At 52.7% G+C, this 25,457-nt stretch carries 25 protein-coding genes and 1 riboswitch; of the genes, 13 read left to right on the top strand and 12 right to left on the bottom strand.

Annotated elements, in window-relative coordinates; all coding sequences use genetic code 11:
- Positions 1-20 precede the first annotated feature (20 nt).
- The 4 genes from qseB (at position 21) to HV311_RS03530 (ending at position 3,062) form a co-directional block, all read left to right on the top strand.
- Positions 21-680 (top strand): quorum sensing response regulator transcription factor QseB, encoded by a 660-nt coding sequence (qseB, locus tag HV311_RS03545; RefSeq protein ID WP_191220712.1) that lies wholly within the window; start codon positions 21-23, stop codon positions 678-680.
- A complete protein-coding gene (gene qseC, locus HV311_RS03540; RefSeq protein ID WP_047499227.1) occupies positions 677-2,026 on the top strand; it encodes a quorum sensing histidine kinase QseC in 1,350 nt (449 codons plus the stop codon). Before qseB ends, qseC begins: the two co-directional genes overlap by 4 nt.
- Before the next feature lie 109 nt (positions 2,027-2,135).
- Positions 2,136-2,717 carry an NAD(P)H-dependent oxidoreductase gene (locus HV311_RS03535; protein WP_047358646.1) on the top strand — a complete coding sequence of 194 codons (582 nt, stop codon included), beginning with the start codon at positions 2,136-2,138 and terminating at the stop codon, positions 2,715-2,717.
- 30 nt (positions 2,718-2,747) lie between these two features.
- A complete protein-coding gene (locus HV311_RS03530; protein ID WP_016154515.1) occupies positions 2,748-3,062 on the top strand; it encodes a putative quinol monooxygenase in 315 nt (104 codons plus the stop codon).
- A gap of 100 nt (positions 3,063-3,162) precedes the next feature.
- Here the strand turns inward: HV311_RS03530 and parE are convergent, their stop codons facing one another.
- Genes parE through nudF form a run of 5 tightly spaced genes read right to left on the bottom strand, consistent with a single transcriptional unit; the run spans position 3,163 to position 7,568 of the window.
- Positions 3,163-5,055: a DNA topoisomerase IV subunit B gene (gene parE, locus HV311_RS03525; RefSeq protein WP_046276169.1), complete on the bottom strand. Its 1,893-nt coding sequence runs from the start codon at positions 5,053-5,055 to the stop codon at positions 3,163-3,165.
- A 28-nt stretch (positions 5,056-5,083) separates the two neighbouring features.
- Positions 5,084-5,665 (bottom strand): esterase YqiA, encoded by a 582-nt coding sequence (gene yqiA / locus HV311_RS03520; protein ID WP_003024575.1) that lies wholly within the window; start codon positions 5,663-5,665, stop codon positions 5,084-5,086.
- Positions 5,665-6,492, bottom strand: a complete 828-nt coding sequence (gene cpdA, locus HV311_RS03515; RefSeq protein WP_016154517.1) for a 3',5'-cyclic-AMP phosphodiesterase — start codon at positions 6,490-6,492, stop codon at positions 5,665-5,667. Before cpdA ends, yqiA begins: the two co-directional genes overlap by 1 nt.
- A 24-nt stretch (positions 6,493-6,516) precedes the next feature.
- Entirely contained in the window at positions 6,517-6,939 is a 423-nt protein-coding gene (locus tag HV311_RS03510) for a DUF1249 family protein (protein WP_003024582.1), read from the bottom strand.
- Complete coding sequence (nudF, locus tag HV311_RS03505; protein WP_019077696.1) at positions 6,936-7,568, bottom strand: ADP-ribose diphosphatase; 633 nt, start codon at positions 7,566-7,568, stop codon at positions 6,936-6,938. The genes HV311_RS03510 and nudF overlap by 4 nt, the downstream gene beginning before the upstream one ends.
- Before the next feature lie 199 nt (positions 7,569-7,767).
- On the opposite strand from nudF, the gene tolC reads away from it, so the two are divergent.
- The 3 genes from tolC to HV311_RS03490 all read left to right on the top strand — a co-directional run bounded on the left by tolC (position 7,768) and on the right by HV311_RS03490 (position 11,237).
- Entirely contained in the window at positions 7,768-9,246 is a 1,479-nt protein-coding gene (gene tolC / locus HV311_RS03500) for an outer membrane channel protein TolC (protein ID WP_137367411.1), read from the top strand.
- A gap of 147 nt (positions 9,247-9,393) precedes the next feature.
- The gene (locus tag HV311_RS03495) at positions 9,394-10,071 is read left to right on the top strand and encodes a DUF1190 family protein (protein WP_016154521.1); all 678 of its coding nucleotides are present in this window, start codon (positions 9,394-9,396) and stop codon (positions 10,069-10,071) included.
- Positions 10,072-10,076: 5 nt separating this feature from the next.
- Complete coding sequence (locus HV311_RS03490) at positions 10,077-11,237, top strand: glutathionylspermidine synthase family protein (protein WP_019077698.1); 1,161 nt, start codon at positions 10,077-10,079, stop codon at positions 11,235-11,237.
- Positions 11,238-11,324: 87 nt separating this feature from the next.
- Here the strand turns inward: HV311_RS03490 and ygiD are convergent, their stop codons facing one another.
- Positions 11,325-12,113 carry a 4,5-DOPA dioxygenase extradiol gene (gene ygiD, locus HV311_RS03485; RefSeq protein ID WP_131380106.1) on the bottom strand — a complete coding sequence of 263 codons (789 nt, stop codon included), beginning with the start codon at positions 12,111-12,113 and terminating at the stop codon, positions 11,325-11,327.
- Between the two features lie 147 nt (positions 12,114-12,260).
- Between ygiD and zupT the strand changes: the two genes are divergently transcribed.
- Positions 12,261-13,034 carry a zinc transporter ZupT gene (zupT, locus tag HV311_RS03480; RefSeq protein ID WP_191220711.1) on the top strand — a complete coding sequence of 258 codons (774 nt, stop codon included), beginning with the start codon at positions 12,261-12,263 and terminating at the stop codon, positions 13,032-13,034.
- 65 nt (positions 13,035-13,099) lie between these two features.
- Here the strand turns inward: zupT and HV311_RS03475 are convergent, their stop codons facing one another.
- Positions 13,100-13,276: a hypothetical protein gene (locus tag HV311_RS03475; protein ID WP_016154525.1), complete on the bottom strand. Its 177-nt coding sequence runs from the start codon at positions 13,274-13,276 to the stop codon at positions 13,100-13,102.
- A gap of 397 nt (positions 13,277-13,673) precedes the next feature.
- Between HV311_RS03475 and HV311_RS03470 the strand changes: the two genes are divergently transcribed.
- The 3 genes from HV311_RS03470 to dsbI are packed head-to-tail and all read left to right on the top strand — an operon-like array spanning position 13,674 to position 16,854.
- A complete protein-coding gene (locus HV311_RS03470) occupies positions 13,674-15,470 on the top strand; it encodes an aryl-sulfate sulfotransferase (RefSeq protein ID WP_191220710.1) in 1,797 nt (598 codons plus the stop codon).
- A 23-nt stretch (positions 15,471-15,493) separates the two neighbouring features.
- Positions 15,494-16,162, top strand: a complete 669-nt coding sequence (locus HV311_RS03465) for a thiol:disulfide interchange protein DsbA/DsbL (RefSeq protein WP_019077701.1) — start codon at positions 15,494-15,496, stop codon at positions 16,160-16,162.
- A 14-nt stretch (positions 16,163-16,176) separates the two neighbouring features.
- On the top strand, positions 16,177-16,854 hold the full coding sequence (gene dsbI / locus HV311_RS03460) for a protein-disulfide oxidoreductase DsbI (RefSeq protein WP_103928607.1): 678 nt from the start codon (positions 16,177-16,179) through the stop codon (positions 16,852-16,854).
- A gap of 83 nt (positions 16,855-16,937) precedes the next feature.
- Here the strand turns inward: dsbI and ribB are convergent, their stop codons facing one another.
- Positions 16,938-17,591 carry a 3,4-dihydroxy-2-butanone-4-phosphate synthase gene (gene ribB, locus HV311_RS03455; RefSeq protein ID WP_016154529.1) on the bottom strand — a complete coding sequence of 218 codons (654 nt, stop codon included), beginning with the start codon at positions 17,589-17,591 and terminating at the stop codon, positions 16,938-16,940.
- Between the two features lie 106 nt (positions 17,592-17,697).
- A riboswitch (FMN riboswitch) is annotated at positions 17,698-17,847 on the bottom strand.
- A 132-nt stretch (positions 17,848-17,979) separates the two neighbouring features.
- Here ribB and ubiK point away from each other — a divergent pair.
- The gene (gene ubiK / locus HV311_RS03450) at positions 17,980-18,276 is read left to right on the top strand and encodes a ubiquinone biosynthesis accessory factor UbiK (RefSeq protein ID WP_003024618.1); all 297 of its coding nucleotides are present in this window, start codon (positions 17,980-17,982) and stop codon (positions 18,274-18,276) included.
- 34 nt (positions 18,277-18,310) lie between these two features.
- Here the strand turns inward: ubiK and glgS are convergent, their stop codons facing one another.
- The 4 genes from glgS to HV311_RS03430 all read right to left on the bottom strand — a co-directional run bounded on the left by glgS (position 18,311) and on the right by HV311_RS03430 (position 24,585).
- Positions 18,311-18,517: a cell surface composition regulator GlgS gene (gene glgS, locus HV311_RS03445; protein ID WP_019077704.1), complete on the bottom strand. Its 207-nt coding sequence runs from the start codon at positions 18,515-18,517 to the stop codon at positions 18,311-18,313.
- A gap of 307 nt (positions 18,518-18,824) precedes the next feature.
- Entirely contained in the window at positions 18,825-20,258 is a 1,434-nt protein-coding gene (hldE, locus tag HV311_RS03440; protein ID WP_016154530.1) for a bifunctional D-glycero-beta-D-manno-heptose-7-phosphate kinase/D-glycero-beta-D-manno-heptose 1-phosphate adenylyltransferase HldE, read from the bottom strand.
- A 59-nt stretch (positions 20,259-20,317) separates the two neighbouring features.
- On the bottom strand, positions 20,318-23,158 hold the full coding sequence (gene glnE / locus HV311_RS03435) for a bifunctional [glutamate--ammonia ligase]-adenylyl-L-tyrosine phosphorylase/[glutamate--ammonia-ligase] adenylyltransferase (RefSeq protein ID WP_191220709.1): 2,841 nt from the start codon (positions 23,156-23,158) through the stop codon (positions 20,318-20,320).
- Positions 23,159-23,283: 125 nt separating this feature from the next.
- On the bottom strand, positions 23,284-24,585 hold the full coding sequence (locus HV311_RS03430) for a CYTH domain-containing protein (RefSeq protein WP_191220708.1): 1,302 nt from the start codon (positions 24,583-24,585) through the stop codon (positions 23,284-23,286).
- Positions 24,586-24,826: 241 nt separating this feature from the next.
- Here HV311_RS03430 and HV311_RS03425 point away from each other — a divergent pair, with 241 nt between their 5' ends.
- On the top strand, positions 24,827-25,447 hold the full coding sequence (locus tag HV311_RS03425; RefSeq protein WP_016154533.1) for a TIGR04211 family SH3 domain-containing protein: 621 nt from the start codon (positions 24,827-24,829) through the stop codon (positions 25,445-25,447).
- Positions 25,448-25,457: the final 10 nt, after the last annotated feature.

The following is a 25,457-nucleotide window of genomic DNA, read 5'->3' as shown; positions in this document are numbered from 1 at the left end:
GCGGCTGCAGGGAAGAACATATGCGTATTTTACTGATCGAAGATGACACGTTGATCGGCGACGGCCTGAAAACAGGTCTGAGTAAAATGGGTTTCAGCATCGACTGGTTTACCGAGGGCCGCCAGGGGAAAGAAGCGCTCTACAGCGCCCCTTATGATGCGGTGATCCTCGACCTGACGCTGCCAGGCATCGACGGACGGGACATCTTGCGCGAATGGCGAGCCAACGGAAAGCAGGAGCCAGTGCTGATTCTGACCGCTCGCGACGCGCTGGCGGAACGCGTTGAGGGTCTGCGTCTCGGCGCGGATGACTATCTGTGCAAACCCTTTGCGCTGATCGAAGTTGCCGCCAGGCTGGAGGCGCTGGTGCGCCGTGCCAGCGGCCAGGCGAGCAACATATTGCGCCATGGTCAGGTGACGCTCGATCCCGGTGCGCTGGTTGCCACGGCGGCAGGTGAGCCTTTGTCTCTCAAACCCAAAGAGTTCGCGCTACTGGAACTGCTGATGCGCAATAAGGGTCGCGTCCTGCCCCGCAAACTGATTGAAGAAAAACTGTATACCTGGGACGAAAACGTCTCCAGCAATGCGATTGAGGTACACGTCCATCACTTACGCCGTAAGCTCGGCAGCGACTTTATCCGTACCGTGCATGGCATTGGCTACACCCTGGGTGACGCATGAAACTCACACAACGCCTCAGCCTGCGCGTCAGGCTAACGCTTATTTTTCTGATTCTGGCATCAGCAACCTGGGCCGTTTCGAGCTTTGTAGCCTGGAAGCAGACCACCGACAATGTCGATGAGCTGTTTGATACCCAACTGATGTTGTTCGCCAAGCGGCTTAGCACGCTGGATATCAGCGACGTCACCACCTCAAGCAATATGGCTCGCACGCCGAAGAAGCTCAAGCACGGCCATATTGATGACGACGCGCTGACGTTTGCCATCTTCACCATCGACGGAAAAATGGTATTGCACGATGGCGACAACGGCCAGGACATTCCCTACAGCTACACCCGCGAAGGCTTTACCGATGGCCAACTCAAGGGGGACAACGACGCATGGCGTTTTCTGTGGCTGAATTCCGCTGACGGCAAATACCGCATTGTGGTAGGCCAGGAGTGGGAGTATCGAGAGGATATGGCGCTGTCGATCGTCACCGCCCAGTTAACACCGTGGTTGATTGCGCTGCCGCTGATGTTGCTAATCCTGGTGGTCATGATTAGCCGTGAACTCAGGCCGCTGAAAAAACTGGCGCAGGCTCTGCGCTGGCGCTCACCGGAATCGGAAGAGCCGCTCGATCCGAAAGGTGTACCTAGCGAAGTGCGCCCGTTGGTTGAATCGCTCAATCAGTTGTTTACCCGCACCCATTCCATGATGGTCCGCGAACGGCGCTTCACTTCTGATGCTGCCCACGAGCTGCGCAGCCCGTTGACCGCGCTTAAAGTACAAACGGAAGTGGTGCAACTGTCAGACGACGACCCGCAAACGCGGGAAAAAGCGCTGGTACAGTTGCATGCGGGAATTGAACGCGCCACCCGACTGGTCGATCAGTTACTGACGCTTTCACGCCTCGACTCCCTCGACAATCTTCAGGATGTGGCGGAAATCTCGCTGGAGGAGCTTTTGCAATCCGCGGTGATGGATATCTACCATCCAGCCCAGCAGGCGCACATCGACGTGCGTTTGCAGATTAACGCGCATAACATCATGCGCACAGGACAGCCGCTGTTACTGAGCCTGATGGTACGAAATCTGCTGGATAATGCGATCCGTTACAGCCCGCGGGGTAGCATTGTGGAAGTGACGCTCAACGCCCGTAATTTTAGCGTCAAGGATAATGGTCCTGGCGTTGCGCCAGAGGTCCTGACGCACATCGGGGAACGCTTTTATCGTCCACCGGGACAAAGCGTGACCGGCAGCGGTCTTGGCCTATCGATTGTCCGCCGTATCGCAATATTGCATGGAATGTCAGCCTCGTTTGGCAACGCTCCGCAAGGTGGCTTTGAAGCGAAGGTCAGTTGGTAATTGCGTTATTATTGCTCAAATAGCAAAAGACTTTGCACATTTTGCTAATTTCACCGCGTCGCTGGTAGGGGTAAAATCGTCTTCAAACGTATTTCCCTGAGGACACAAAATGAGCAACATTCTGATTATCAATGGTGCGAAAAAATTCGCCCACTCCAACGGTCAGTTAAACGACACCCTGACCGAGGTCGCGGATGGCCTTCTGCGCGACCTCGGGCATGATGTTAAAATCGTGCGCGCCGACAGCGACTATGACATTTCTGATGAAGTACAGAACTTCGTCTGGGCCGATGTGGTTATCTGGCAAATGCCTGGCTGGTGGATGGGTGCGCCGTGGACCGTGAAAAAATACATTGATGACGTGTTTACCGAAGGTCACGGTACGCTGTACGCCAGCGATGGTCGCACGCGTTCAGATGCGTCTAAAAAATACGGCTCCGGTGGGCTGATTCAGGGCAAAAAATACATGCTGTCACTGACCTGGAACGCACCGATGGAAGCTTTTACTGAAAAAGATCAGTTCTTCCATGGCGTTGGCGTTGATGGCGTTTATCTCCCGTTCCATAAAGCAAACCAGTTCCTGGGAATGGAAGCGCTGCCGACCTTTATCACCAATGACGTGATTAAAATGCCGGACGTCCCGCGTTATATCGCAGAATATCGCAAGCATCTGAACGAAATTTTTGGTTAACTGGTAACCTGGAATTAGAAGGAGTTAACCATGCTTACCGTTATTGCAGAAATCCGTACACGTCCAGGTCAACATCACCGCCAGGCGGTACTGGATCAATTCGCTAAAATCGTTCCAACCGTATTAAAAGAAGAAGGCTGCCACGGCTACGCGCCGATGGTCGATCATGCTGCTGGCGTCAGTTTTCAGACCACAGCCCCGGACTCAATCGTGATGGTTGAACAGTGGGAAAGCATTGCGCATCTTGAAGCGCATTTGCAGACACCGCATATGAAAGCCTATAGCGAAGCCGTGAAAGGCGACGTGCTGGACATGAGTATTCGTATTCTGGAGTCTGGCATTTAAGATTGTCGATTTGCCGGATAACGCCATAAACAGACGTATCCGGCTTATATTGCAATCCTCAGGCCTGGTAAGCCCAGCGCCACCAGGCATTCACGGTCAATTACCCTTCGAGATCCGCCAGGTCGCCTTTCTCCTGCAACCAGTTACGGCGATCTTCAGAACGCTTCTTGGCCAGCAGCATATCCATCATTGCGTTGGTACGCTGATCGTCTTCGTCCTCGATGATGAGCTGCACCAGGCGGCGGGTGTTTGGATCCAGCGTAGTTTCACGCAGCTGCATCGGGTTCATTTCACCCAGACCTTTAAAGCGCTGCACGTTCGGCTTGCCTTTCTTGCGTTTTAACTGCTCCAGCACGCCCGCTTTCTCTTCTTCCGTCAGCGCGTAATACACCTCTTTACCGAGGTCGATACGGTATAACGGCGGCAGCGCCACATAGACGTGACCGTGTTTCACCAGCGTACGGAAGTGTTTCACAAACAGCGCGCACAGCAGCGTGGCGATATGCAAACCATCGGAGTCCGCATCCGCCAGAATACAGATCTTACCGTAGCGCAGCTGGCTCAGATCATCACTGTCCGGATCGATGCCGATCGCCACCGAAATATCGTGAACTTCCTGCGAGGCCAACACTTCATCGGAAGAGACTTCCCAGGTGTTGAGGATCTTACCTTTCAGCGGCATGATCGCCTGATATTCACGATCGCGCGCCTGTTTAGCCGATCCGCCCGCCGAGTCACCTTCGACGAGGAACAGTTCGGTGCGATTAAGATCCTGTGCGGTACAGTCCGCCAGTTTCCCCGGCAACGCCGGACCGCTGGTCAACTTTTTACGCACCACTTTTTTCGCGGCCCGCAGACGACGCTGGGCGCTGGAAATCGCCATCTCAGCTAGCAGTTCGGCTGATTGCACGTTCTGGTTCAGCCACAGGCTGAAAGCATCTTTCACCACGCCAGAGACGAATGCCGCGCACTGCCGCGAAGAGAGGCGCTCTTTGGTTTGTCCGGCAAACTGCGGATCCTGCATTTTTACTGACAGCACGTAAGCACAGCGATCCCAGATATCTTCCGCCGACAGCTTCACGCCGCGCGGCAGAATATTGCGGTATTCACAGAACTCGCGCATTGCATCCAGCAGACCCTGGCGCAGGCCGTTAACGTGCGTACCGCCCTGCATGGTGGGGATCAGGTTCACATAGCTTTCAGTCAGCAGCTCGCCGCCTTCCGGCAGCCAGAGCAGCGCCCAGTCCACGGTTTCTGTTTCACCGCTGAAATTACCGATAAACGGTTTTTCCGGCAGCGTCGGCAAGCCATTCACCGCTTCGCTCAGATAGTCATTCAGTCCATCCTGGTAGCACCAGCGCTGTTCACTGTTATTGACCTCATCCTTGAAGGTGATCTCAACGCCAGGGCACAGCACCGCTTTGGCTTTCAGTACGTGCGTTAAGCGCGAAACGGAAAAACGCGGGCTGTCAAAGAAGCTTTCATCCGGCCAGAAGTGCACGCTGGTTCCGGTATTGCGTTTACCGCAGGTACCGACAACCTGTAAATCTTGCACCTTATCGCCGTTCTCAAACGCGATGTTGTACACCTGCCCGTCGCGGCGCACGTTCACTTCCACACGCTTCGACAGGGCGTTGACCACGGAGATCCCCACCCCATGTAAACCACCAGAGAACTGATAGTTTTTGTTGGAGAACTTACCGCCTGCGTGCAGACGACAGAGGATCAGCTCTACCGCCGGAACGCCCTCTTCAGGGTGAATGTCTACCGGCATGCCGCGGCCATCATCAATAACTTCCAGAGACTGGTCGGCATGTAAAATCACGTCCACGCGTTTTGCGTGGCCCGCCAGTGCTTCATCCACACTGTTATCAATCACTTCCTGTCCAAGATGGTTCGGACGGGTTGTATCGGTGTACATCCCCGGGCGACGGCGTACCGGCTCAAGCCCAGTGAGTACCTCAATGGCATCAGCGTTATAAGTTTGCGTCATGGTTTAAATAAGCAATTCGAATTGATCGTCAGAAACTGTGCAGTCCAAGGAAATCGACAATCGGGTTGAAATAATCTTCGAAGCCCGTGAATGCGTGGTTTCCGCCCTCAATAACTGTCTGGCGGCAGGAGGCGTAATACGCCACCGCCTGGCGGTAGTCCAACACTTCATCGCCCGTTTGTTGAAGCAGCCAGATCAAATCCGGCGCTTCCAGCGGGTCAATCTGCATGACTTTAAGATCGTAAATATGGCGTGACTCTAGCACATATTGCTGCCCCGTGTAGGGGTTCTCGTTTTGACCGAGATAGTCGACCAGCAGTTCATAAGGTCGGACAGCAGGGTTCACCACCACCGCGGGCAGCATAAAACATTGCGACAGCCAGGTGGCGTAATAGCCTCCTAGCGAGGAACCGACAATTCCCAGCGACTCTCCGCCATGTTCAAGAATGATCGATTCCAGCATCTCTGCGGCCTGGGCCGGATACGGTGGCAACTGGGGTACGATCATCTCAACGTGCGGATGATGCTCCGCCAGCCAGTTTTTCAGCAAACATGCCTTCGCCGAACGAGGAGAACTATTAAATCCGTGAAGATAAAGAAGCGTAGACATCAGTAGCCTTCTGAAGCGGTATCAGGGTGGAACCGATTACCCTGCAGACGGCGTACCTGCGTCTGCAACGTCCCGTCAGCAAAAAGCTCCAGCGTCCGCCAGCCTGGGCTGATGGTATCTAGCGTGAAGTTGGAACAGTGTGGCTTAAACTGCACACAGGTCGACGGCGTCGCCAGCAGGCGGCGTCCGTTCCAGTCCAAATCCAGTTCCTGATGAATATGCCCACACAACAAATACTTGGCACGAGGATAATTCACCAGCACGTTATCCAGCTCTGCGGCATTACGCAGGCTATGCTGATCGAGCCAGCTACAACCTGCTGGCAGAGGATGATGATGCAGAAGCAGCAAAGTATTGCGCTCAGGCGCATCGGCAAGTTTACGTTCCAGCCATTCGAGCTGAAATTCGCTTAATTCACCGTGGGGAACGCCGAATACCTGGCTGTCCAGCAACAGGATTTGCCACTGTTCACCAATAAAGACGCGTTTAGCGGGTGAGATCCCCGCGTCCTGTAGCGCGCTGTACATTGCCGGCTGAAAATCGTGATTGCCCGGTAGCCAAACGCAGGGCGCACGAAAGCTTGCGATGCCCTCAGCAAAATGCTGATAGGCCGCAGCGGATTGATCCTGCGCCAAATCACCAGTCGCGACGATCAGATCGTATTCAGGCGACTCTGCATGTATTGCATCCAGTACGGATTGATAGCTGTCCCAGGTGTTTACACCCAGCAGCGTTTCATGCTTTTCGGCAAACAGGTGAGTGTCTGTAATTTGTAAGATCCTGACTCTGGCCTCACCAGCCAAAGGAAGGGTTAACAGGCTTTCCAAATGGTGTCCTTAGGTTTCACGACGCTAATAAACCGGAATCGCCATCGCTCCATGTGCTAAACAGTACCGTAACCAGTCGGCCAGAAACTGATTAATTTGATGCTTTTCGTCGCGTTGATGCAACTTTTTATTTGGATAATCATACCGCGCTTTGAAGCGAAAGATCTGCTGACTCGAACACACTTCAGCCACCCTCGCGTCATGATACAGGCGGACTGTCAATGACGGCAGGCTCCAGTAAGTAACCGCGGGTGCCGTTTGTTCGATCGCGACAAGCGTAGTGTATCGGGTCGATTCAACGATCGTTAACCGATATTGTGCGTTTGCTACCTGATAGCTCACTGTTTCACCGGCTGCATCATTACGTGGCAGCAGGCGGCGCAATTGCGAATAGTTGGTTTCGCACAGGCGCATCATTTCAGGGAAGTCAGGTGTGTAACGCTTCATTTTTTCCACTCAGTTTTTAACTCTTGATAGTGCAGCTGTAACCATTGCAAGGCGATGACAGAAGCCGCGTTGTCGATTTTCCCCTCTTCAACCCATTGATAAGCCTGCTCCCGGCTCACCACATGAACACGAATATCTTCGTTTTCATCAGCCAGACCGTGGATCCCGCTCGCGGTCGTGGCGTCCACTTCGCCAACTAAAATAGACAGGCGCTCACTGGTGCCGCCAGGGCTTGCCAGATAGCTCAGAACGGGCTTCGTACGTTTAACTTCCAGCCCGGCCTCTTCCATCGCTTCACGACGAGCCACTTCCTCAACGGTTTCGCCCTCTTCAATCATTCCGGCCACCATTTCCAGGAGCCAAGGGCTTTCGCTGGTATCAAACGCTGCGATACGGATCTGCTCGACCAAAACAACTTCGTCCCGCTCAGGGTCAAAGGGTAACAAGACTGCCGCGTGTCCGCGCTCAAAAATTTCGCGCTTTACCTCACCGCTCATACCGCCGTTAAACAGGCGATGGCGGAACCGATAAAGATCCAGTGAAAAAAAACCGCGGTATAGCGTTTCTCGTGCAATAATTTCTACATCATTTTTAGTGAAAGTCATTGGCAAGTTGTCTGGTTTACGCATTGTGCTGTCCTGAAACCAATAGTGATTAAAATGTGAATTTCAAGGTCGTTTGACTGATGTTTGAACGCCCTTGTGTTAAATTGATGCAAATTAACGCCGTATGGCACGTAACGCCAACTTTTTGAAGTGGCGGATTCTGCTAGAATCAGCAAATATTTTTACAATTTGATCAGCGCTAAATACTGCTTCACAACAAGGAATGCAAATGAAGAAATTGCTCCCCATCCTTATCGGCCTGAGCCTGTCGGGGTTCACTACTTTGAGCCAGGCAGAAAACCTGATGCAGGTTTATCAGCAAGCACGCCTGAGCAACCCGGAATTGCGTAAATCCGCCGCCGATCGCGATGCTGCATTCGAAAAAATTAACGAAGCGCGTAGCCCATTACTGCCGCAACTAGGTTTAGGTGCCGATTACACCTACAGCAATGGCTACCGTGATGCAAATGGCGTCAACTCCAACGCAACCAGCGCGTCATTACAATTGACTCAGACGCTGTTCGACATGTCTAAATGGCGTGCCCTGACGCTGCAAGAAAAAGCAGCAGGCATCCAGGACGTAACGTATCAGACCGATCAGCAAACGCTGATCCTGAATACCGCTACCGCTTATTTTAACGTACTGAACGCGATTGACGTGCTGTCTTACACTCAGGCACAGAAAGATGCGGTCTATCGTCAGTTAGATCAGACCACACAGCGTTTTAACGTTGGCCTGGTCGCCATCACTGACGTACAGAACGCCCGTTCACAATACGACACCGTGCTGGCGAACGAAGTGACCGCGCGTAACAATCTGGACAACGCGGTAGAACAGCTGCGCCAGGTGACAGGTAACTACTACCCGGAACTGGCTTCGCTGAACGTTGATGGCTTTAAAACCAACAAACCGCAGGCGGTGAACGCGCTGCTGAAAGAAGCAGAAAACCGCAACCTCTCATTATTGCAGGCGCGTTTGAGCCAGGATCTGGCGCGTGAACAGATTCGTCTGGCGCAGGATGGTCACTTACCAACGCTGGGTTTGACCGCCTCTACCGGCGTTTCTGACACCTCCTACAGCGGGTCGAAAACCAACACCTCCCAGTATGACGACAGCAACATGGGCCAGAACAAAATCGGTCTGAACTTCTCGCTGCCGCTGTACCAGGGTGGGATGGTTAATTCGCAGGTGAAACAAGCGCAGTACAACTTTGTTGGCGCGAGCGAACAACTGGAAAGCGCACACCGTAGCGTGGTGCAAACCGTGCGTTCTTCGTTCAACAACATTAATGCTTCTATCAGTAGCATTAACGCGTACAAACAAGCGGTTGTCTCTGCCCAAAGCTCTTTAGATGCGATGGAAGCAGGCTATTCCGTAGGTACCCGTACCATCGTGGATGTGTTGGATGCCACCACCACGCTGTACAACGCCAAGCAGCAACTGGCGAATGCGCGTTATACCTATCTTATCAACCAGCTTAACGTCAAATCTGCGCTCGGTACGCTGAACGAGCAGGATCTGGTGGCTCTGAACAATACGCTGGGTAAACCGATCCCGACTTCTCCGGATAACGTAGCGCCGCAAAATCCGCAGCAAGATGCCGCTGTGAATGACTTTAACAGCAACGGCAATATGCCTGCGGCTCAACCAACGGCTGCACGTTCAACCAGCAGCAACGGTAACAACCCGTTCCGTAACTGATGCTGATGACGGGGCTTCGGCCCCGTCTGAACGTAAGGCAACGTAAAGATCCGCCCCTTCTTCCGCATTCTCGCCTCTTCCCGCTTCAATTTCGACCAGTCATCCTCTATTCTGAGCAGAGTTACCACTGGGTCCTGGAAGACATAAATGAAACGGACAAAATCTATACATCACGCCTCGTTCCGCAAAAGCTGGAGCGCGCGCCACCTGACTCCTGTCGCTCTGGCAGTTACCGCTGTTTTTATGCTCGCGGGCTGTGAAAAGAGTGACGAAACGGTTTCGCTTTATCAGAACGCGGACGACTGCTCTGCAGCTAATCCGGGTAAAAGCGCCGAATGTACCACCGCGTTTAACAATGCGCTGAAAGAAGCTGAACGCACCGCGCCAAAATACGCCACTCGCGAAGACTGTATCGCTGAATTCGGCGAAGGCCAGTGCCAACAGGCACCTGCACAAGCGGGCATGGCGCCGACCGGTGAAGGCCAGGCTCAGGCGCAGAATCAAAGCAGCGGCAGCTTCTGGATGCCGCTGATGGCAGGCTATATGATGGGCCGCATGATGGGTGGCGGTATGGGCGCTCAGCAGCCGCTGTTCAGCTCGAAAAATCCGGCCAGCCCGGCATACGGCAAATATACGGATGCCGGCGGCAAAAACTACGGCGCCGCAACGCCGGGTCGCACCATGACCGTACCGAAAACCGCCATGGCGCCGAAACCGGCTACCACCTCTACCGTAACCCGCGGCGGATTTGGCGAATCTGTGGCTAAACAGAGCACCATGCAGCGTAGCGCAAGCGGTACTACCACTCGTTCAATGGGCGGCTGATCGTCATGGAAAGAGTCAGTATTGTTGAGCGCCCGGACTGGCGCGATAAAGCCACCGAATACGGTTTCAACTTTCACACTATGTACGGCGAGCCGTACTGGTGTGAGGATGCGTATTATAAGCTCACGCTTGCTCAGGTCGAAAAGCTGGAAGAGGTCACCGCAGAGCTGCATCAAATGTGCCTCAAAGTGGTGGAAAGGGTCATCGCCAGCGATGAGCTGATGACCAAGTTTCGCATTCCGAAGCATACCTGGGGCTTTGTCCGCCAGTCCTGGCTGACACAGCAACCGTCGCTCTATTCGCGTCTCGATCTGGCGTGGGACGGCACGGGCGAGCCTAAGCTGTTAGAAAACAACGCCGATACGCCAACCTCTCTGTACGAAGCTGCGTTTTTCCAGTGGATCTGGCTGGAAGACCAACTCAATGCAGGCAACCTGCCGGAAGGCAGCGATCAATTCAACAGTCTGCAGGAAAAGCTGATCGAGCGTTTCGCCGAGCTGCGTGAGCAGTATGGTTTTCAGTTGCTACATCTGACCTGTTGTCGCGATACGGTGGAAGACCGCGGAACGATCCAGTATCTGCAGGATTGCGCTGCCGAAGCTGAAATCGCCACTGAATTCCTCTATGTCGAAGATATTGGTCTTGGTGAAAAAGGTCAGTTCACGGATATGCAAGATCAGGTCATAGCTAACCTGTTCAAGCTCTATCCGTGGGAATTCATGCTGCGTGAAATGTTCTCCACTAAGCTGGAAGACGCTGGCGTTCGCTGGCTGGAACCAGCCTGGAAGAGCATCATCTCCAACAAAGCGTTATTACCGCTGTTGTGGGAAATGTTCCCGGATCATCCGAATCTGCTGCCTGCGTATTTCGCCGAAGATGACTATCCTCAGATGGATAAATTCGTCGTAAAGCCGATCTTCTCACGTGAAGGCGCGAACGTTTCAATTATCGAAAACGGTAAAACGATCGAAGCAGTGGAAGGGCCGTACGGCGAAGAAGGTATGATCGTGCAGCAATTCCATCAGCTACCGAAGTTTGGCGACAGCTATATGTTGATCGGCAGTTGGCTAATCAACGATCAACCAGCTGGCATTGGCATTCGCGAAGACCGCGCGTTGATCACGCAGGATCTCTCGCGTTTCTATCCGCATATTTTTGTCGAATGACTGAGAGTGCCGGGTGGTGGCTGCGTCTTACCCGGCCTACAGCACGAACTGTAGGCTCGATAAGCGCAGCGCCATCGGGCGCATTTATCATCCGACCTGCACCGACAACATACTCAAACTTCCCATCTCAATCCCGTCAACAGGAATAGTCACTGGCTCTTTGCCGTCCCAGGCACCTAATACATACAGCAGCGGCAGATAGTGATCCGGTGTCGGGTTCGATAACGATCCCCCTTCATGATCGAGATAGTTCACCAGCGGGTGCTGTTCAACCGGTCCCTGCCATGTCAGGTTTGCTTTAACATATTCGTTGAATGAGGTCGCCCACGGATATGGCGTGTTCTCACCGTGCCAACGCGCAGTGCGCAGGTTATGCACCACGTTGCCGCTGGCTACCAGCATAATGCCCTCATCACGCAGTGCCGCCAGCTTGCGGCCAATTTCAAAATGCCAGGCCGCAGGTTTGGTACTGTCAATGCTCAGCTGCACCATCGGAATATCCGCATGCGGGTACATCTTGATCAGCACGCCCCATGAACCGTGATCAAAACCCCACGCCTCTTTGTCTAAGGTAACGGGCGCTGGGGCCAGCAAGTCAACCAGATGCTGCGCCAGTTCCGGTGATCCAGGAGCCGGGTAATGGGTGTCATACAGCGCCTGCGGAAAACCGCCAAAATCGTGGATCGTTTTAGGCGCTTCCATCGCCGTCACGCCCGTGCCACGAGTGAACCAATGCGCCGAGACCACCACAATGGCTTTCGGGCGCGGCAACGTTTCCCCCAGTTGCTGCCAGGCGCGGGTATAAACGTTATCTTCCAGAACATTCATCGGGCTACCGTGACCCAAAAACAATGCTGGCATACGAGTTGAAGACATGATGATATCCTTACTGAGGGAGTCATTTTGATACCACCACAATACGCTTATTCGGCTGATGAAGAACTCAGATAACCATGATGAAGATCATCAGTTATTTTGACGATCTGACCCGGACAGCAGATTGATAAGGAGTTTTATTTGTCGATGTCAGTACCTTTACTTCTGACTTTACTGGCAGGCGCCGCCACGTTTATCGGCGCATTTCTCGGCGTGTTAGAGCAAAAACCCTCCAACCGCGTACTCGCCTTTTCGTTAGGCTTCGCCGCAGGGATTATGTTACTGATCTCACTGATGGAGATGCTCCCAGCCGCACTGGCTGCTGAAGGCATGTCGCCGGTATTGGGCTACGGAATGTTTATCGTTGGCTTACTGGGATACTTTGGCCTTGACCGCCTATTGCCGCATGCGCACCCTCAGGATCTGGTACAGAAAACCACGCGGCCTCTGCCCGGCTCCATTAAACGTACCGCGATTTTATTAACGCTCGGCATTAGCCTGCACAACTTCCCGGAAGGGATAGCGACGTTTGTTACCGCCAGCAGCAACCTCGAGCTAGGCTTTGGTATTGCCCTTGCCGTCGCATTACACAATATTCCTGAAGGATTAGCCGTTGCGGGTCCAGTCTATGCAGCCACGGGCTCCAAACGGACGGCGATATTCTGGGCCGGGATCTCGGGCATGGCGGAAATCCTGGGCGGCGTACTGGCGTGGTTAATTCTGGGGAGCCTGATCTCACCGGTGGTGATGGCGGCAATAATGGCAGCAGTCGCAGGAATTATGGTGGCGCTGTCCGTCGATGAGCTAATGCCGTTGGCAAAAGAGATCGACCCGAATAATAATCCCAGCTATGGGGTACTTTGTGGAATGTCGGTGATGGGGTTAAGTCTTGTCATCCTCCAGTCCATGGGGATCGGCTAATTCAGAGGGCGGATGCCACCCTGCTAATTTACAGCATCCGCTCATCCATAGCAGAACGTGAAGGACTATTCCTGTTCCTTAACCGCGCTGTTATCTTCGCCAGAACGACGAAAGAGTTTGTTTCGCGCCTCGAGTAATGCATCCCGGTCTTGCCGAAATGCCCGACAATAACGCTTCATATGGCAATAATAACCAACTGCAACGAGTGCAATTAATACAATCCAGTACCAGGCGATAAACATTCTTTTACCCTTAAAATTTAACATCATTAAACATTTAACGTTAAAATTTTACACAACCTTATTCTGACATACTCCTATAGTGGCATATTCCAGAAACAAATATATGATTTCGATCATATAAACCAGCAGCTATGCAAATAGTTAACACCGTTATAAAAAATAAAACAATGTCGACAAGATCACACTGCGCAATAATAAATATTGCCCTTAAAATAACGCACTCATACCATCCCCAAAATAATAAAAATTAGCACCTGCAAAATAATACATTTCATCAATATTAATATATTCACCATAAAAGTAGCATCAGCAATACCATTTTTTATTATATTCACATCGTAAAAACATAATATATTCAGCACTGTTATATTTAAAGATAATATAAGGAGATATATCCATGTTTACACAGTACCGAAAAACACTTCTAGCCGGAACGCTTGCACTGACGTTTGGCTTTGCCGCAGGGAATTCATTTGCCGCAGGTTTCCAACCAGCCCAGCCCGCAGGAAAATTGGGTGCGATAGTCGTTGACCCATACGGAAACGCCCCTCTTACCGCACTGGTTGAATTAGATAGTCACGTTATTTCGGATGTTAAAGTCACCGTTCATGGTAAAGGTGAAAAAGGAGTCCCAATTACCTATACCGTCGGCAAAGAATCCCTCGCCACCTACGATGGGGTTCCTATTTTTGGCCTTTATCAAAAGTTTGCTAATAAGGTCACTGTTGAATATAAAGAAAATGGCAAGGCCATCAAGGAAGATTACGTGGTGCAAACATCTGCCATCGTTAATCACTACATGGATAGCCGTTCTATTTCCGATTTACAGCAAACAAACGTTATTAAGGTCGCACCTGGCTTTGAAGACCGTCTCTATCTGGTGAATACCCACACCTTTACCGCGCAGGGCGCAGAATTCCACTGGCATGGTGAAAAAGATAAAAATGCCGGTATCCTGGATGCAGGTCCGGCCGGTGGCGCATTACCCTTTGATATCGCACCCTTTACCTTTGTCGTTGATACGGAAGGCGAATATCGTTGGTGGCTGGATCAGGACACTTTCTATGACGGTCATGACATGGATATCAACAAGCGCGGTTACCTGATGGGCATACGGGAGACACCGCGCGGCACCTTCACCGCCGTACAGGGCCAGCACTGGTATGAGTTCGATATGATGGGCCAGATTCTGGCCGACCATAAGCTGCCGCGCGGATTCCTCGACGCATCGCATGAGTCCGTCGAAACGGTGAACGGCACCGTACTGCTTCGCGTGGGTAAACGGGACTATCGCAAGGAAGATGGCATTCACGTGCAAACTATCCGCGACCAGATTATTGAAGTCGACAAATCCGGTCGTGTTGTTGACGTGTGGGATCTGACAAAAATTCTCGATCCGATGCGTGATGCACTGCTGGGTGCGTTGGATGCGGGCGCGGTATGCGTCAACGTGGACCTCGCTCATGCCGGCCAGCAGGCAAAACTGGAGCCAGATACCCCCTACGGTGATGCCCTCGGCGTGGGTGCGGGTCGTAACTGGGCGCACGTTAACTCCATCGCCTTTGACGCCAAAGATGACGCCATCATTATCTCTTCCCGCCATCAGGGGGTTGTCAAAATCGGTCGAGATAAACAGGTGAAGTGGATCCTTGCACCGTCTAAAGGCTGGAATAAGGCGCTGGCAAGCAAGCTGTTAAAACCGGTTGATGATAAAGGCAACGCACTGAAATGTGATGAAAATGGCAAGTGCGAGAATACCGATTTTGATTTTACCTACACTCAACACACCGCATGGCTCTCCAGCAAAGGAACGCTCACCATTTTTGACAACGGCGATGGCCGCGGACTCGAACAACCGGCGTTACCAACGATGAAATACTCCCGTTTCGTCGAATATAAAATTGACGAGAAAAAAGGGACCGTCCAGCAAATTTGGGAGTACGGAAAAGAGCGCGGTTATGATTTTTATAGCCCTATCACCTCGGTTATCGAATATCAAAAAGATCGCGACACCATGTTTGGCTTTGGTGGTTCGATTAATTTATTTGACGTTAGACAGCCAACCATCGGCAAAATCAACGAAATTGACTACAAAACAAAAGAAGTCAAAGTCGAAATTAATGTCCTGTCCGATAAGCCAAATCAAACTCACTACCGTGCATTGCTGGTTCATCCACGCCAAATGTTTAAATAATTACGTTAGATTAAGGATTAATTATGTCATCTAAATGGATCACTTCATTATTTAAAAGTGTGGTATTAACCGCCGCGCTTGCCTCACCGTTTGCAGCATCAGCGTTTACTGAAGGCACTGATTATATGGTTCTGGAAAAACCAATTCCCAATGCTGATAAGACGTTGATCAAAGTATTCAGTTACGCCTGCCCATTTTGCTACAAATATGATAAAGCCGTGACAGGGCCCGTGTCAGACAAAGTCGCCGATGTCGTTACTTTCACTCCGTTTCATCTGGAAACCAAAGGGGAATACGGTAAGCAGGCCAGTGAAATCTTTGCCGTAATGATTGCCAGGGACATGGCTGCAGGTATTTCATTGTTTGACGCCAAATCACAGTTTAAAAAAGCCAAGTTCGCTTATTACGCCGCCTACCACGATAAGAAAGAGCGCTGGTCAGAGGGTAAAGATCCCGCCTCATTCATCAAAACAGGGTTGGATGCAGCGGGCATGAGCCAGGCTGATTTTGACGCGGCATTGAAGGATCCAGCCGTCCAGCAAACGCTGGAGAAATGGAAAGCAGCATATGATGTCGCCAAAATCCAGGGCGTTCCGGCTTACGTCGTCAATGGTAAATACCTGATCTACACCAAAAATATCAAATCTATTGATTCCATGGCTGAGCTTGTCAGAGAGCTCGCGAAAAAATAAACAGGGACCCGGCTATGGCTTTCATAAAAGGATCGTGGCGAGACTTACGCAATACACCGGTTGATACCCTGGTGAGATGGCAGGAACAGCGCTTTCTGTGGCTGTTGATGGCTTGCGCAATGGGTGGATTGATTATTCTGGCGCATTCGTTCTTCCAAATCTATCTCTACATGGCCCCCTGCGAACAATGTGTCTACATTCGCTTTGCCATGCTGGTGATGGTTTTTGGCGGATTGATTGCGGCAATCAACCCCAAAAATGTTGTTCTGAAGCTCATCGGTTGTATCGCGGCATTTTACGGCAGCATCCTGGGCATTAAGTTCTCCATCAAACTTAACGGCATTCATTATGCTGTACATAACCCGGACCCGGATTCGCTGTTTGGCGTACAGGGATGCTCCACCGATCCGACATTCCCTTTTAATTTGCCTCTGGCCAACTGGGCACCGGAGTGGTTTAAACCCACAGGAGATTGCGGCTATGACGCTCCCATTGTTCCCGACGGCGTGGCGCTCAGCAGTACGCAAAAGTGGTTTGTCGATCTGTACCAGCAGTCAGAAGGCTGGTATCTGATCCCGCCTTGGCATTTTATGAACATGGCGCAGGCCTGTTTGTTGGCCTTTAGTTTGTGCTTACTGTTGCTCGTCATTATGAGCGGCGCATGGGCATTAAAGCGGGTGAGAACCAAATAATCGGAGCAAGAAACAAAAAAACCGAAGCCTGGAAGATGGCTTCGGTTTTTTATGCTTACCGCGACTAACGTGGTAATTTGCGATTAGCTGGCTTTGCGCTCATGCGCCTGACGGTAAGCCACCAGGTCTTCGATAGTAACTACCGCCATATTATGCTTGCCGGCAAATTCGATACATTCTGGCGCACGCGCCATGGTGCCATCGTCATTGGTCAGTTCGCACAGCACGCCTGCCGGTTTAAACCCTGCCAGCGTCATCAGGTCGATGGTTGCTTCAGTGTGACCACCGCGGGTCAACACGCCACCTGCCTGAGCACGCAGCGGGAAAACGTGCCCCGGACGGTTAAGATCGGAAGGTTTAGCGCCATCCTGAATTGCCGCACGCACCGTAGTAACACGGTCCGCAGCGGAAACGCCGGTGGTCACGCCTTCTGCGGCTTCAATGGTGACGGTAAAACCGGTACCGTAAGCGCTGGTGTTATTTTCCACCATCATTGGCAGATCGAGCTGTTTGCGTCGGTCTTCAGTGATGCACAGGCATACAATACCGCTGCCGTGACGGATGGTCAGAGCCATCTGTTCAACAGTCATGGTTTCTGCCGGGAAAATCATATCGCCTTCGTTTTCACGATCTTCGTCGTCAAGCACCATCACACCGCGTCCTTCACGCAGCGCAGACAGCGCAAGTTCAACACGTTCGAAAGGCGTACCAAAAGAGGAAAGTAGCGTCTGATTCATGGTAAAAAAACCTCACTAAAATTATGGTTACCAGAATCAGGGCAGTCTTAGGAGTACCGTCTAAGCGGCAAAAAAATAACGTGAGCGGGTCCATGCCCGACTGGATCGTTACTCTCTCCCATCCGGACTCTAACCGTCGGCCCCGGAATTACACCGGATCTGCTGACCTTTGAGTTTGCACCCAAAGCGCTCGCGGGCTTTCAACCTGAGTTGATTTACCGCCGGTGGGGAATTTCGCCCCGCCCTGAGAATAAGCGGGTTAACTATAACGCTATTGATTACCTTCATCAACGCCTTTGCTCGTCTTAGCTTCACACAATTCTGGTTTATGCCTGTGCCAGTTCGCACTACAATAGGCAACAACACGTACCAGTTCAGGGAAACCACAATGATTGACCCGAAAAAAATTGAGCAGATTGCTCGTCAGGTTCACGAGTCGATGCCGAAAGGGATCCGCGAGTTTGGCGAAGACGTCGAGAAGAAAATTCGTCAAACGCTGCAGTCACAGCTGACCCGTCTGGATCTGGTAAGCCGTGAAGAGTTTGATGTACAGACTCAGGTTTTGCTGCGTACCCGTGAAAAGCTGGCGCTGCTTGAGCAACGTCTGACGGAGCTGGAATCGCGTGAAAAAACGGCAGAAGTTAAGCCTGCTCCCGCGATCCCGTCAGTCGATCCGCAAGAGTAAAAACGACAACGGGCCGCAAGGCCCGTTTTTTCTGTTAGTGTTCCAGTTCTAGCTTCCTGGCCTCCGTCGCCTGCTGGCAGTACAGCGCATAGCGTTTGCAAAACCAGCTACGATGTTCTTCATCCATATTCCCAGTTATCGCCTGGATATCTACGGGATGGCCCTCAGCTTGCATCCTGGCAAAACTACGGGCCAGGAAATCGAAATTGTTCATTGAATACATATTGCTGTTCATGAGCATACCCTCCAGTTATTGAATATCTGTTAAGGCCATATGCTTTTTCTAATTTCAGTATTTCCCTGGATGCGAAGTTATTCTGTACATATTGTGCGCAAAACCACTGCGCTGGTTCACAGTTTCCCACGAAATCTAAGAGGGGTCGGATTTAAGGTCAGCGTGACGCACGCTTATTGTAACGTCATGTAAAAGTAAATCGGGGGGAGAAATCCCCTCTCCCCTTATTCCTTTACTCTGGGTTGAAGAAAACAGCAGCATCAATAGCAAGAAACGTATCGAATCCAAAAGTTCGATACGTTTCCAGCATTTGTTATTTATCGCTGTCTTTTTGGATCTTCTTGATGATATTGGTCGTTGAGCAGCCATCTTCAAAGTTCAGCACCAGCACTTCTCCGCCGTTCGCCCACACTTCTTTGCTGCCCGCAATATCTTCCGGCTTATAGTCGCCGCCTTTTACCAGCAGATCCGGCAGGATGCCGGCAATCAGACGCTGTGGTGTGTCTTCTTCAAAAGAGACCACCCAGTCGACGGCTTCCAGCGCGCCCAGCACGATCATGCGCTGTTCCAGCGGGTTGACCGGACGCGTTTCGCCTTTCAGACGTTTGGTCGAAGCATCGCTGTTTACCGCCACGATCAGACGATCGCCCAGCTTGCGCGCATTCGCCAGATAGGAAACATGGCCCGCATGTAGGATGTCGAACACGCCGTTGGTCATCACCACTTTCTCACCGCGCTTGCGGGCGCTGGCTACGGCCTGTTTCAGCTCAGACTCGCTCATCACGCCAAAGCCAGTGTCGGCCCGACCGCGCACGGCGTTTTCCAGTTCAATCGGGGAAACGGTTGAAGTCCCCAGTTTACCGACGACAACACCCGCTGCGGCATTAGCAAAATAGCACGCCTCTTCCAGAGTGTTCCCCGCCGCCAGCGTCGCAGCCAGCACGCCGATCACCGTATCGCCCGCCCCCGTCACGTCATACACTTCCTGCGCCTGCGTCGGCATATGCAGTGGCGATTTGCCCGGTTGCAGCAGCGTCATACCCTGTTCGGAACGCGTGATCAGCAGCGCGGAAAGGTCGAAATCTGCAATCACTTTCATGCCGCGCTCAACCAGTTCATCTTCGCTTTTGCACTTACCGGCCACCGCTTCAAATTCAGACAAATTCGGCGTCAGCAGCGTTGCGCCACGATAGCGTTCAAAATCGGTCCCTTTCGGATCGATAAGCACCGGCACCCCAGCCTTACGCGCCAGAGCAATCATCTGCTGCACGCTTGCCAGCGCGCCTTTGGCGTAATCGGAGAGCACCAAAGCGCCAATGGAGCCCAGAGCCTGGTTAATACGCTCATGCAGTGGCTGCGGATCCACGCCTTCAAAACCTTCTTCGAAATCCAGGCGAATCAGTTGCTGGTTGCGGGAAAGCACGCGCAGTTTGGTGATCGTCGGATGAGTTGGCACAGAAACGAAGTCACATTTTACGTTCACATCCGCCAGCGTTTTGCTCAGCGCACGCGCCGCGTCGTCAATCCCAGTCAGGCCAACCAGACGCGAATTCGCTCCCAGAGAGGCAATGTTCATCGCCACGTTTGCTGCGCCACCGGGACGTTCTTCAATGGTATCAACCTTCACCACCGGAACCGGCGCTTCAGGTGAAATACGGCTGGTAGGACCGTACCAGTAGCGATCTAGCATCACATCACCGACAACCATGACTCCTGCACGTTCAAACTCTGGCAGCGTTACTTTCATTCCTGTCTCCTGAGAGATTCTCTGAGGGTCTTAAAATTTGCGCGCGATAATAGCACACTTCACTCGGCAACCAGCCACTTCTGCCAGCTGTCACGCACCAGCGTACGTTCAGCGTCGAAGTGCTCCGGCGCCACATGGCCCGGAAGTTCCTGCAATGCAAGATGGTGAAGTTCATCACGCAGCGTCGTATAAGCACGGGTAAGCGCCAGCGCTTCCTGCTCATCCATAATGTCGTTTTGCGCCAGTAACTCCAGAATGCGCACGTTATCCGACCAGCGCGTCAGCTTCGGTTTTTCATGCGCATAGCGCAGCACCAGGTATTGCGTAATAAACTCAATGTCGGTGATGCCGCCTTCATCCGCTTTGATATCAAAACGATCGCGATGCTTATTGCCCAAATGGGCCCGCATTTTCTCACGCATTTCGCGCACATCGGTCTGCAAGGTTTTCGCATCGCGGACGAGGGTCATGATATCGCGACGAATCGCATCAAACTGAGAGGTCAACCGTGGGTCGCCGTACACCACTCGAGCGCGCACCAGCGCCTGATGCTCCCACGTCCAGGCTTCGTTGCGCTGGTAATCAGCGAAAGCCTCGGTTGATGTCACCAGCATTCCCGCCGCGCCGGACGGACGCAACCGCGCATCCACTTCATACAAAATACCGGATGAGGTGCGGGTGCTGAAAAGGTGCATAATGCGCTGCGACAGACGCAAATAGAACTGTCGCCCGTCAATCTCACGCTCACCATCCGTCATCACGTCCATAGGACAGTCATGCAGGAAGATCAAATCAAGATCCGAACTGTAGCCCAGCTCCCAGCCGCCCAGTTTGCCATACCCGACGACGGCAAAACCGCGCCCCTCGCGCTCGTTAAGATGAGTGGGTTGCCCGTAGCGAGCGACCATCTGCATCCACGCCTGCTGGACTACCGCATCAATAATAGCTTCCGCCAGCCAGGTTAAGTGGTCGCTCACCTTCATCACCGGCAGCGTACCAGCGATATCTGCCGCGGCAATGCGCAACAGCTGCGTTTGCTTAAACTGACGCAGCGCTTCCAACTGCTGCTCTTCGTCATCTTCCGGCACGCGCAGCAAATACTGACGCAGTTCATCACGGTAGGCATCCGTCGCAGTGGGTTGATACAAGGTGTTCGGATCCAGCAGTTCATCGAGCAACAGCGGATACCGCGCCAGCTGGCTGGCGATCATCGGCGAAGCGGCACATAACGAAATCAGATGCTTAAGCGCTCCGGGGAATTCGCTCAGCAGCTCCAGATAGGTCGTACGGGTCACAATGCCTACCAGCAGCGGTGTGATGCGCGACAGTGGGACTGAGGCGTCGTCACGCGAACAGACATCGCTCAGCAGATGTGGCATTAAGTGATCCAGCACCTGGCGTCCGCGTGGGCCAATGGTGCGTTTATCCAGCTCTTTGCGAAAATCGGCGATCAGAGACAGCACGCGCCGGCGATCGTCATCCGCCAGATGCGTCAGCACCGGCGAGGTGTCATCTTCCTGTAATGCGTCCTGCCACAGTTCACGCCACTGTTCTGAGAGCGACTCTTCCTGGGTTTCTGCTTCGTCATCGCCAATCAACTCGTTAAACACCCGGCGCACGTTGTCCATATGACTGGCCAGCACATCGGTTAGCTGCTGCCAGTCATCGACGTTCATCCCCCACGCCAGCCGCGCGCGATTCAGTTCATCGCCTGGCAACGTCTGGGTCTGCTCATCATTGATACTTTGCAGCAGGTTCTCCAGACGACGTAAATAGAGATAGGCTGCGCGCAGTTGTTCCGCGTCGGTGTCTGACAGCAGGTGCAACGCATTGATGGCGCTGAGCGTGGGTAACAGCGAGCGGGATTGCAATGACGGCTCGCGCCCACCGCGAATAAGCTGGAATACCTGCACGATAAATTCGATTTCACGAATACCGCCCGCGCCCAACTTAATGTTGTCTTTCAGACCACGGCGGCGCACTTCGCGGGCAATCATTCCTTTCATGTTACGCAGAGACTGGATCACGCTGAAATCAATATAGCGGCGGAAAACAAAAGGCCGCAGCATAGCGCGAAGCTCACTGACGTAAGTACCGTCGCAATCGCCCATAATGCGGGCCTTGACCATCGCATAGCGTTCCCAGTCGCGCCCTTGTTCCTGGTAATAATCCTCCAGCGCGGAGAAGCTCAGCACCAGCGGGCCGCTGTCGCCAAACGGGCGTAAACGCATATCCACCCGATAGACAAATCCATCCATTGTGGGCTGATCCAGCACTTTGATGAGCCGCTGGCCCATACGGGTAAAGAACTGCGCGTTATCCAGCTCGCGACGTCCACCCTGCGTACTGCCGTGCTCCGGCCAGGCAAAAATTAGATCGATATCAGAGGAAAAATTCAGTTCGCCGCCGCCCAGTTTCCCCATGCCTAAAATCAGCAGCGGTTGCGCAACACCTTGTGGATTACAGGGCGTACCCCATTCACGACAGCAGGCGGCGTATAACCAGTCACGCGCGGCGACGATCAGCGTTTCAGCCAAATGGCTTAGCTGCTGCAAGATACTCTCTTCCGTCACCAGCGACAGCGTCTGCGCCCAGGCGATACGCACCATGATGCGACGGCGAAACAGGCGCAGCTCACGCATCAGCGTGTTTTCATCGCTAACGTCGACCAATGCTTGCTGTAACCAATCAGCATAGTGTTGCCATTCATCCGCCCCGGGTGGCGTGCTCTCCAGTTCGACCAGCCATTCAGGATGGGCAATAATGCTGTCGCGAAAAAAATCACTGAATGTAAGCACTGACTTCGCCTGAATACTAAGCGAGGACTCAGATATTGCTGCTGGCAGCCGCTCAACAACGGTCGGCCAGTACTGCTGTAACGGTGAAGAGAGCTGCTTCATTTATGGATTATCCTTTGAATAGTACCGGGCAGCGGCATGTTGCCTTATCCAGCCTGCATGCCGCTTCCGCCCATCGCGTAGGCCTGATAAGCGCAGCGCCATCAGGCATCCCGGCCTCACCCTGATTATCGTTTTCCGCTGTGCAGCCAGAACGGTTCCAAAGCGATCGCCTCGTTGCGGAAGTGTTCAATTTCAATGTATTGGTTGGCCGCAATGGCGTGACGTAAACCCTGCCAGGTGGCGATCCATTCCGATGCGACCTTTTCGTCGTAGTATCCCGCCAGCATCAGCATGCTATCAATGTTGCGCGTCAGGCGCGGAAGTTGATCGGCGTACTGATCGCCCAGCGGCTGAGCAAAAGCTGTTTTCAGTTCAGCAGCATGGCGCGAGAGATGGGTATCTGAGAAACGCTTAAAGGAGTCGGCTATTTTACCCTGCGCCTTCGCATCAAGGAACGGCTGCCACCCTTTGGTCACCAGCCATTCGGTCAGCGCCAGCTTGGCCATCGCCGTTTGCGTGCTGTAAACCGCGGAAACGGCAGAAACGTCAGACGCAATGATCGCTTCCGACTGGGTCAGCAAATCACGTAAGTGAGCACTCGCTTTTCGCGGCACATTACCGCCAAACAGCATCAGAATGTGACGCACCAGGCCCATCGCAGCCAGCACCTCGGCTTTCGCCCCTTTGACGCCGCGCACCCACAGCTCTTCATGGTACTGCCACTGTGATAATGCCAGCTCCAGCGCCGCTTCCAGCCCTTGCTCAATACTCGCTTTTGCCGGAACCTTCAAAATGCGCGTCGGTTTGAGTTCACGCGGTGCATTCCCCTGAGCCAGATGATAGCCGCGCGCCGCTTTACTCAGGCTGCCCTGGCGTAAACCGGTTTGCGATACCAGCTGGTTTGCCAGCTTCAATACCGCACGGGTATCGCCGCTTAACAGCTCCAGTTCAAGCTCACAGATAGGTTCAGCCAACTCGCCCGCTTTCACTTCCCCGAGATCGAGGGCCATTTCAATGCGGCTACCGTCGATATCAAGGTGCCATTTCTCACGGTAAAAATCGGTGCTGAAGAGCGGCTGTACATGAGAGGCAAGTTCAGCGGGCAGTTCGCCATCAGGCCAGACTTCCGTTGGAAACAGGGTGAGATCCAACTCTGGCGCGTTCAGCACAACGTTAAACTCCGGCCGCTGATGCAGGCCGCCCGTCACTCGTCCTGCAATTTTCATGGTCATTTCGTAATGACCGTTCTCACCGCGAATACGCAGCCCCATATCGTGACCACGCAGCCACGCATCGGGCGTTTCGTAGTAGATATTCAGCAACTGGCTGGGCGCATGATGCTCTCCCCCCAGCGTATTCAGACGTTCACGTAGCGCATCTACAGCGTCACTATTGACGATAAATTTTAATTCGATTTCCTGGGCCATGGTCTTGTACTTATGGGTTATGTCACAGTTGAGAAAGCTGACTGCGAACTAAGCTCGTTCTTTATGGTCAGTAGATAGTATTTTGCGCCAAATTGCCATGCAACGAGCAATTTGACGGGCGTAAAAGTTTCGAGTGGTGGCAAAAAGGACACAGATGATTCCGATTGATGTCGAATGCTTTGCGTAGAGACACTGATGCCACTACTATCGTTCCACTTTCTATGACAATAACGACAGCCTGATGCCAAAATTACGCCTGATTGGATTAACTTTACTCGCACTTAGCGCCACTGCAGTCTCTCATGCCGAAGAAAAGCGCTATGTTTCTGACGAACTGAACACCTGGGTCCGCAGCGGTCCGGGAGATAATTATCGCCTCGTGGGTACGGTTAACGCCGGCGAGGAAGTCACGCTATTACAGACCGATGCCAACACTAACTACGCCCAGGTGAAAGACAGCACCGGACGTACCGCCTGGATCCCACTGAAAGAGCTGAACAGTACGCCGAGCCTGCGTACCCGCGTTCCCGATCTGGAAAACCAGGTTAAGACCTTGACCGATAAGCTCAATAATATCGACACCACGTGGAATCAGCGCACCGCCGATATGCAGCAAAAAGTGTCGCAAAGCGACAGCGTAATCGACGGGCTGAAACAAGAAAACCAGAAGCTGAGGAACGAGCTTATCGTGGCGCAAAAGAAGGTCAGCGCAGCCAACCTTCAGCTTGATGACAAACAGCGCACCATCATCATGCAGTGGTTTATGTACGGCGGCGGCGTGCTAGGTCTTGGTTTGTTGCTCGGCCTGGTTCTGCCACACATGATCCCCAGCCGTAAACGTAAAGATCGCTGGATGAACTGAATCGCCTTCT

The sequence above is a fragment of the Citrobacter sp. RHBSTW-00881 genome (assembly GCF_013728515.1).
Taxonomy (GTDB): Bacteria; Pseudomonadota; Gammaproteobacteria; order Enterobacterales; family Enterobacteriaceae; genus Citrobacter; species Citrobacter braakii.
The sequence above is the reverse complement of the archived record's forward strand: the minus strand, read 5'-3'. Positions and strand labels throughout refer to the sequence as shown.

Excerpts from the sequence above, each read along its gene's own strand:
- HV311_RS03530 (WP_016154515.1), top strand. The coding sequence starts at position 2,748 with ATGCTTACCGTTATTGCAGAAATCCGTACACGTCCAGGTCAACATCAC.
- yqiA (WP_003024575.1), bottom strand. The coding sequence starts at position 5,665 with ATGTCTACGCTTCTTTATCTTCACGGATTTAATAGTTCTCCTCGTTCG.
- HV311_RS03425 (WP_016154533.1), top strand. The coding sequence starts at position 24,827 with ATGCCAAAATTACGCCTGATTGGATTAACTTTACTCGCACTTAGCGCC.
- HV311_RS03510 (WP_003024582.1), bottom strand. The coding sequence starts at position 6,939 with ATGAAGCGTTACACACCTGACTTCCCTGAAATGATGCGCCTGTGCGAA.
- tolC (WP_137367411.1), top strand. The coding sequence starts at position 7,768 with ATGCAAATGAAGAAATTGCTCCCCATCCTTATCGGCCTGAGCCTGTCG.
- ribB (WP_016154529.1), bottom strand. The coding sequence starts at position 17,591 with ATGAATCAGACGCTACTTTCCTCTTTTGGTACGCCTTTCGAACGTGTT.
- glgS (WP_019077704.1), bottom strand. The coding sequence starts at position 18,517 with ATGCTCATGAACAGCAATATGTATTCAATGAACAATTTCGATTTCCTG.
- hldE (WP_016154530.1), bottom strand. The coding sequence starts at position 20,258 with ATGAAAGTAACGCTGCCAGAGTTTGAACGTGCAGGAGTCATGGTTGTC.
- qseC (WP_047499227.1), top strand. The coding sequence starts at position 677 with ATGAAACTCACACAACGCCTCAGCCTGCGCGTCAGGCTAACGCTTATT.
- ubiK (WP_003024618.1), top strand. The coding sequence starts at position 17,980 with ATGATTGACCCGAAAAAAATTGAGCAGATTGCTCGTCAGGTTCACGAG.
- nudF (WP_019077696.1), bottom strand. The coding sequence starts at position 7,568 with ATGCGTAAACCAGACAACTTGCCAATGACTTTCACTAAAAATGATGTA.
- HV311_RS03495 (WP_016154521.1), top strand. The coding sequence starts at position 9,394 with ATGAAACGGACAAAATCTATACATCACGCCTCGTTCCGCAAAAGCTGG.
- HV311_RS03470 (WP_191220710.1), top strand. The coding sequence starts at position 13,674 with ATGTTTACACAGTACCGAAAAACACTTCTAGCCGGAACGCTTGCACTG.
- zupT (WP_191220711.1), top strand. The coding sequence starts at position 12,261 with ATGTCAGTACCTTTACTTCTGACTTTACTGGCAGGCGCCGCCACGTTT.
- HV311_RS03475 (WP_016154525.1), bottom strand. The coding sequence starts at position 13,276 with ATGTTTATCGCCTGGTACTGGATTGTATTAATTGCACTCGTTGCAGTT.
- glnE (WP_191220709.1), bottom strand. The coding sequence starts at position 23,158 with ATGAAGCAGCTCTCTTCACCGTTACAGCAGTACTGGCCGACCGTTGTT.
- HV311_RS03430 (WP_191220708.1), bottom strand. The coding sequence starts at position 24,585 with ATGGCCCAGGAAATCGAATTAAAATTTATCGTCAATAGTGACGCTGTA.
- HV311_RS03535 (WP_047358646.1), top strand. The coding sequence starts at position 2,136 with ATGAGCAACATTCTGATTATCAATGGTGCGAAAAAATTCGCCCACTCC.
- qseB (WP_191220712.1), top strand. The coding sequence starts at position 21 with ATGCGTATTTTACTGATCGAAGATGACACGTTGATCGGCGACGGCCTG.
- parE (WP_046276169.1), bottom strand. The coding sequence starts at position 5,055 with ATGACGCAAACTTATAACGCTGATGCCATTGAGGTACTCACTGGGCTT.
- dsbI (WP_103928607.1), top strand. The coding sequence starts at position 16,177 with ATGGCTTTCATAAAAGGATCGTGGCGAGACTTACGCAATACACCGGTT.
- HV311_RS03465 (WP_019077701.1), top strand. The coding sequence starts at position 15,494 with ATGTCATCTAAATGGATCACTTCATTATTTAAAAGTGTGGTATTAACC.
- HV311_RS03490 (WP_019077698.1), top strand. The coding sequence starts at position 10,077 with ATGGAAAGAGTCAGTATTGTTGAGCGCCCGGACTGGCGCGATAAAGCC.
- ygiD (WP_131380106.1), bottom strand. The coding sequence starts at position 12,113 with ATGTCTTCAACTCGTATGCCAGCATTGTTTTTGGGTCACGGTAGCCCG.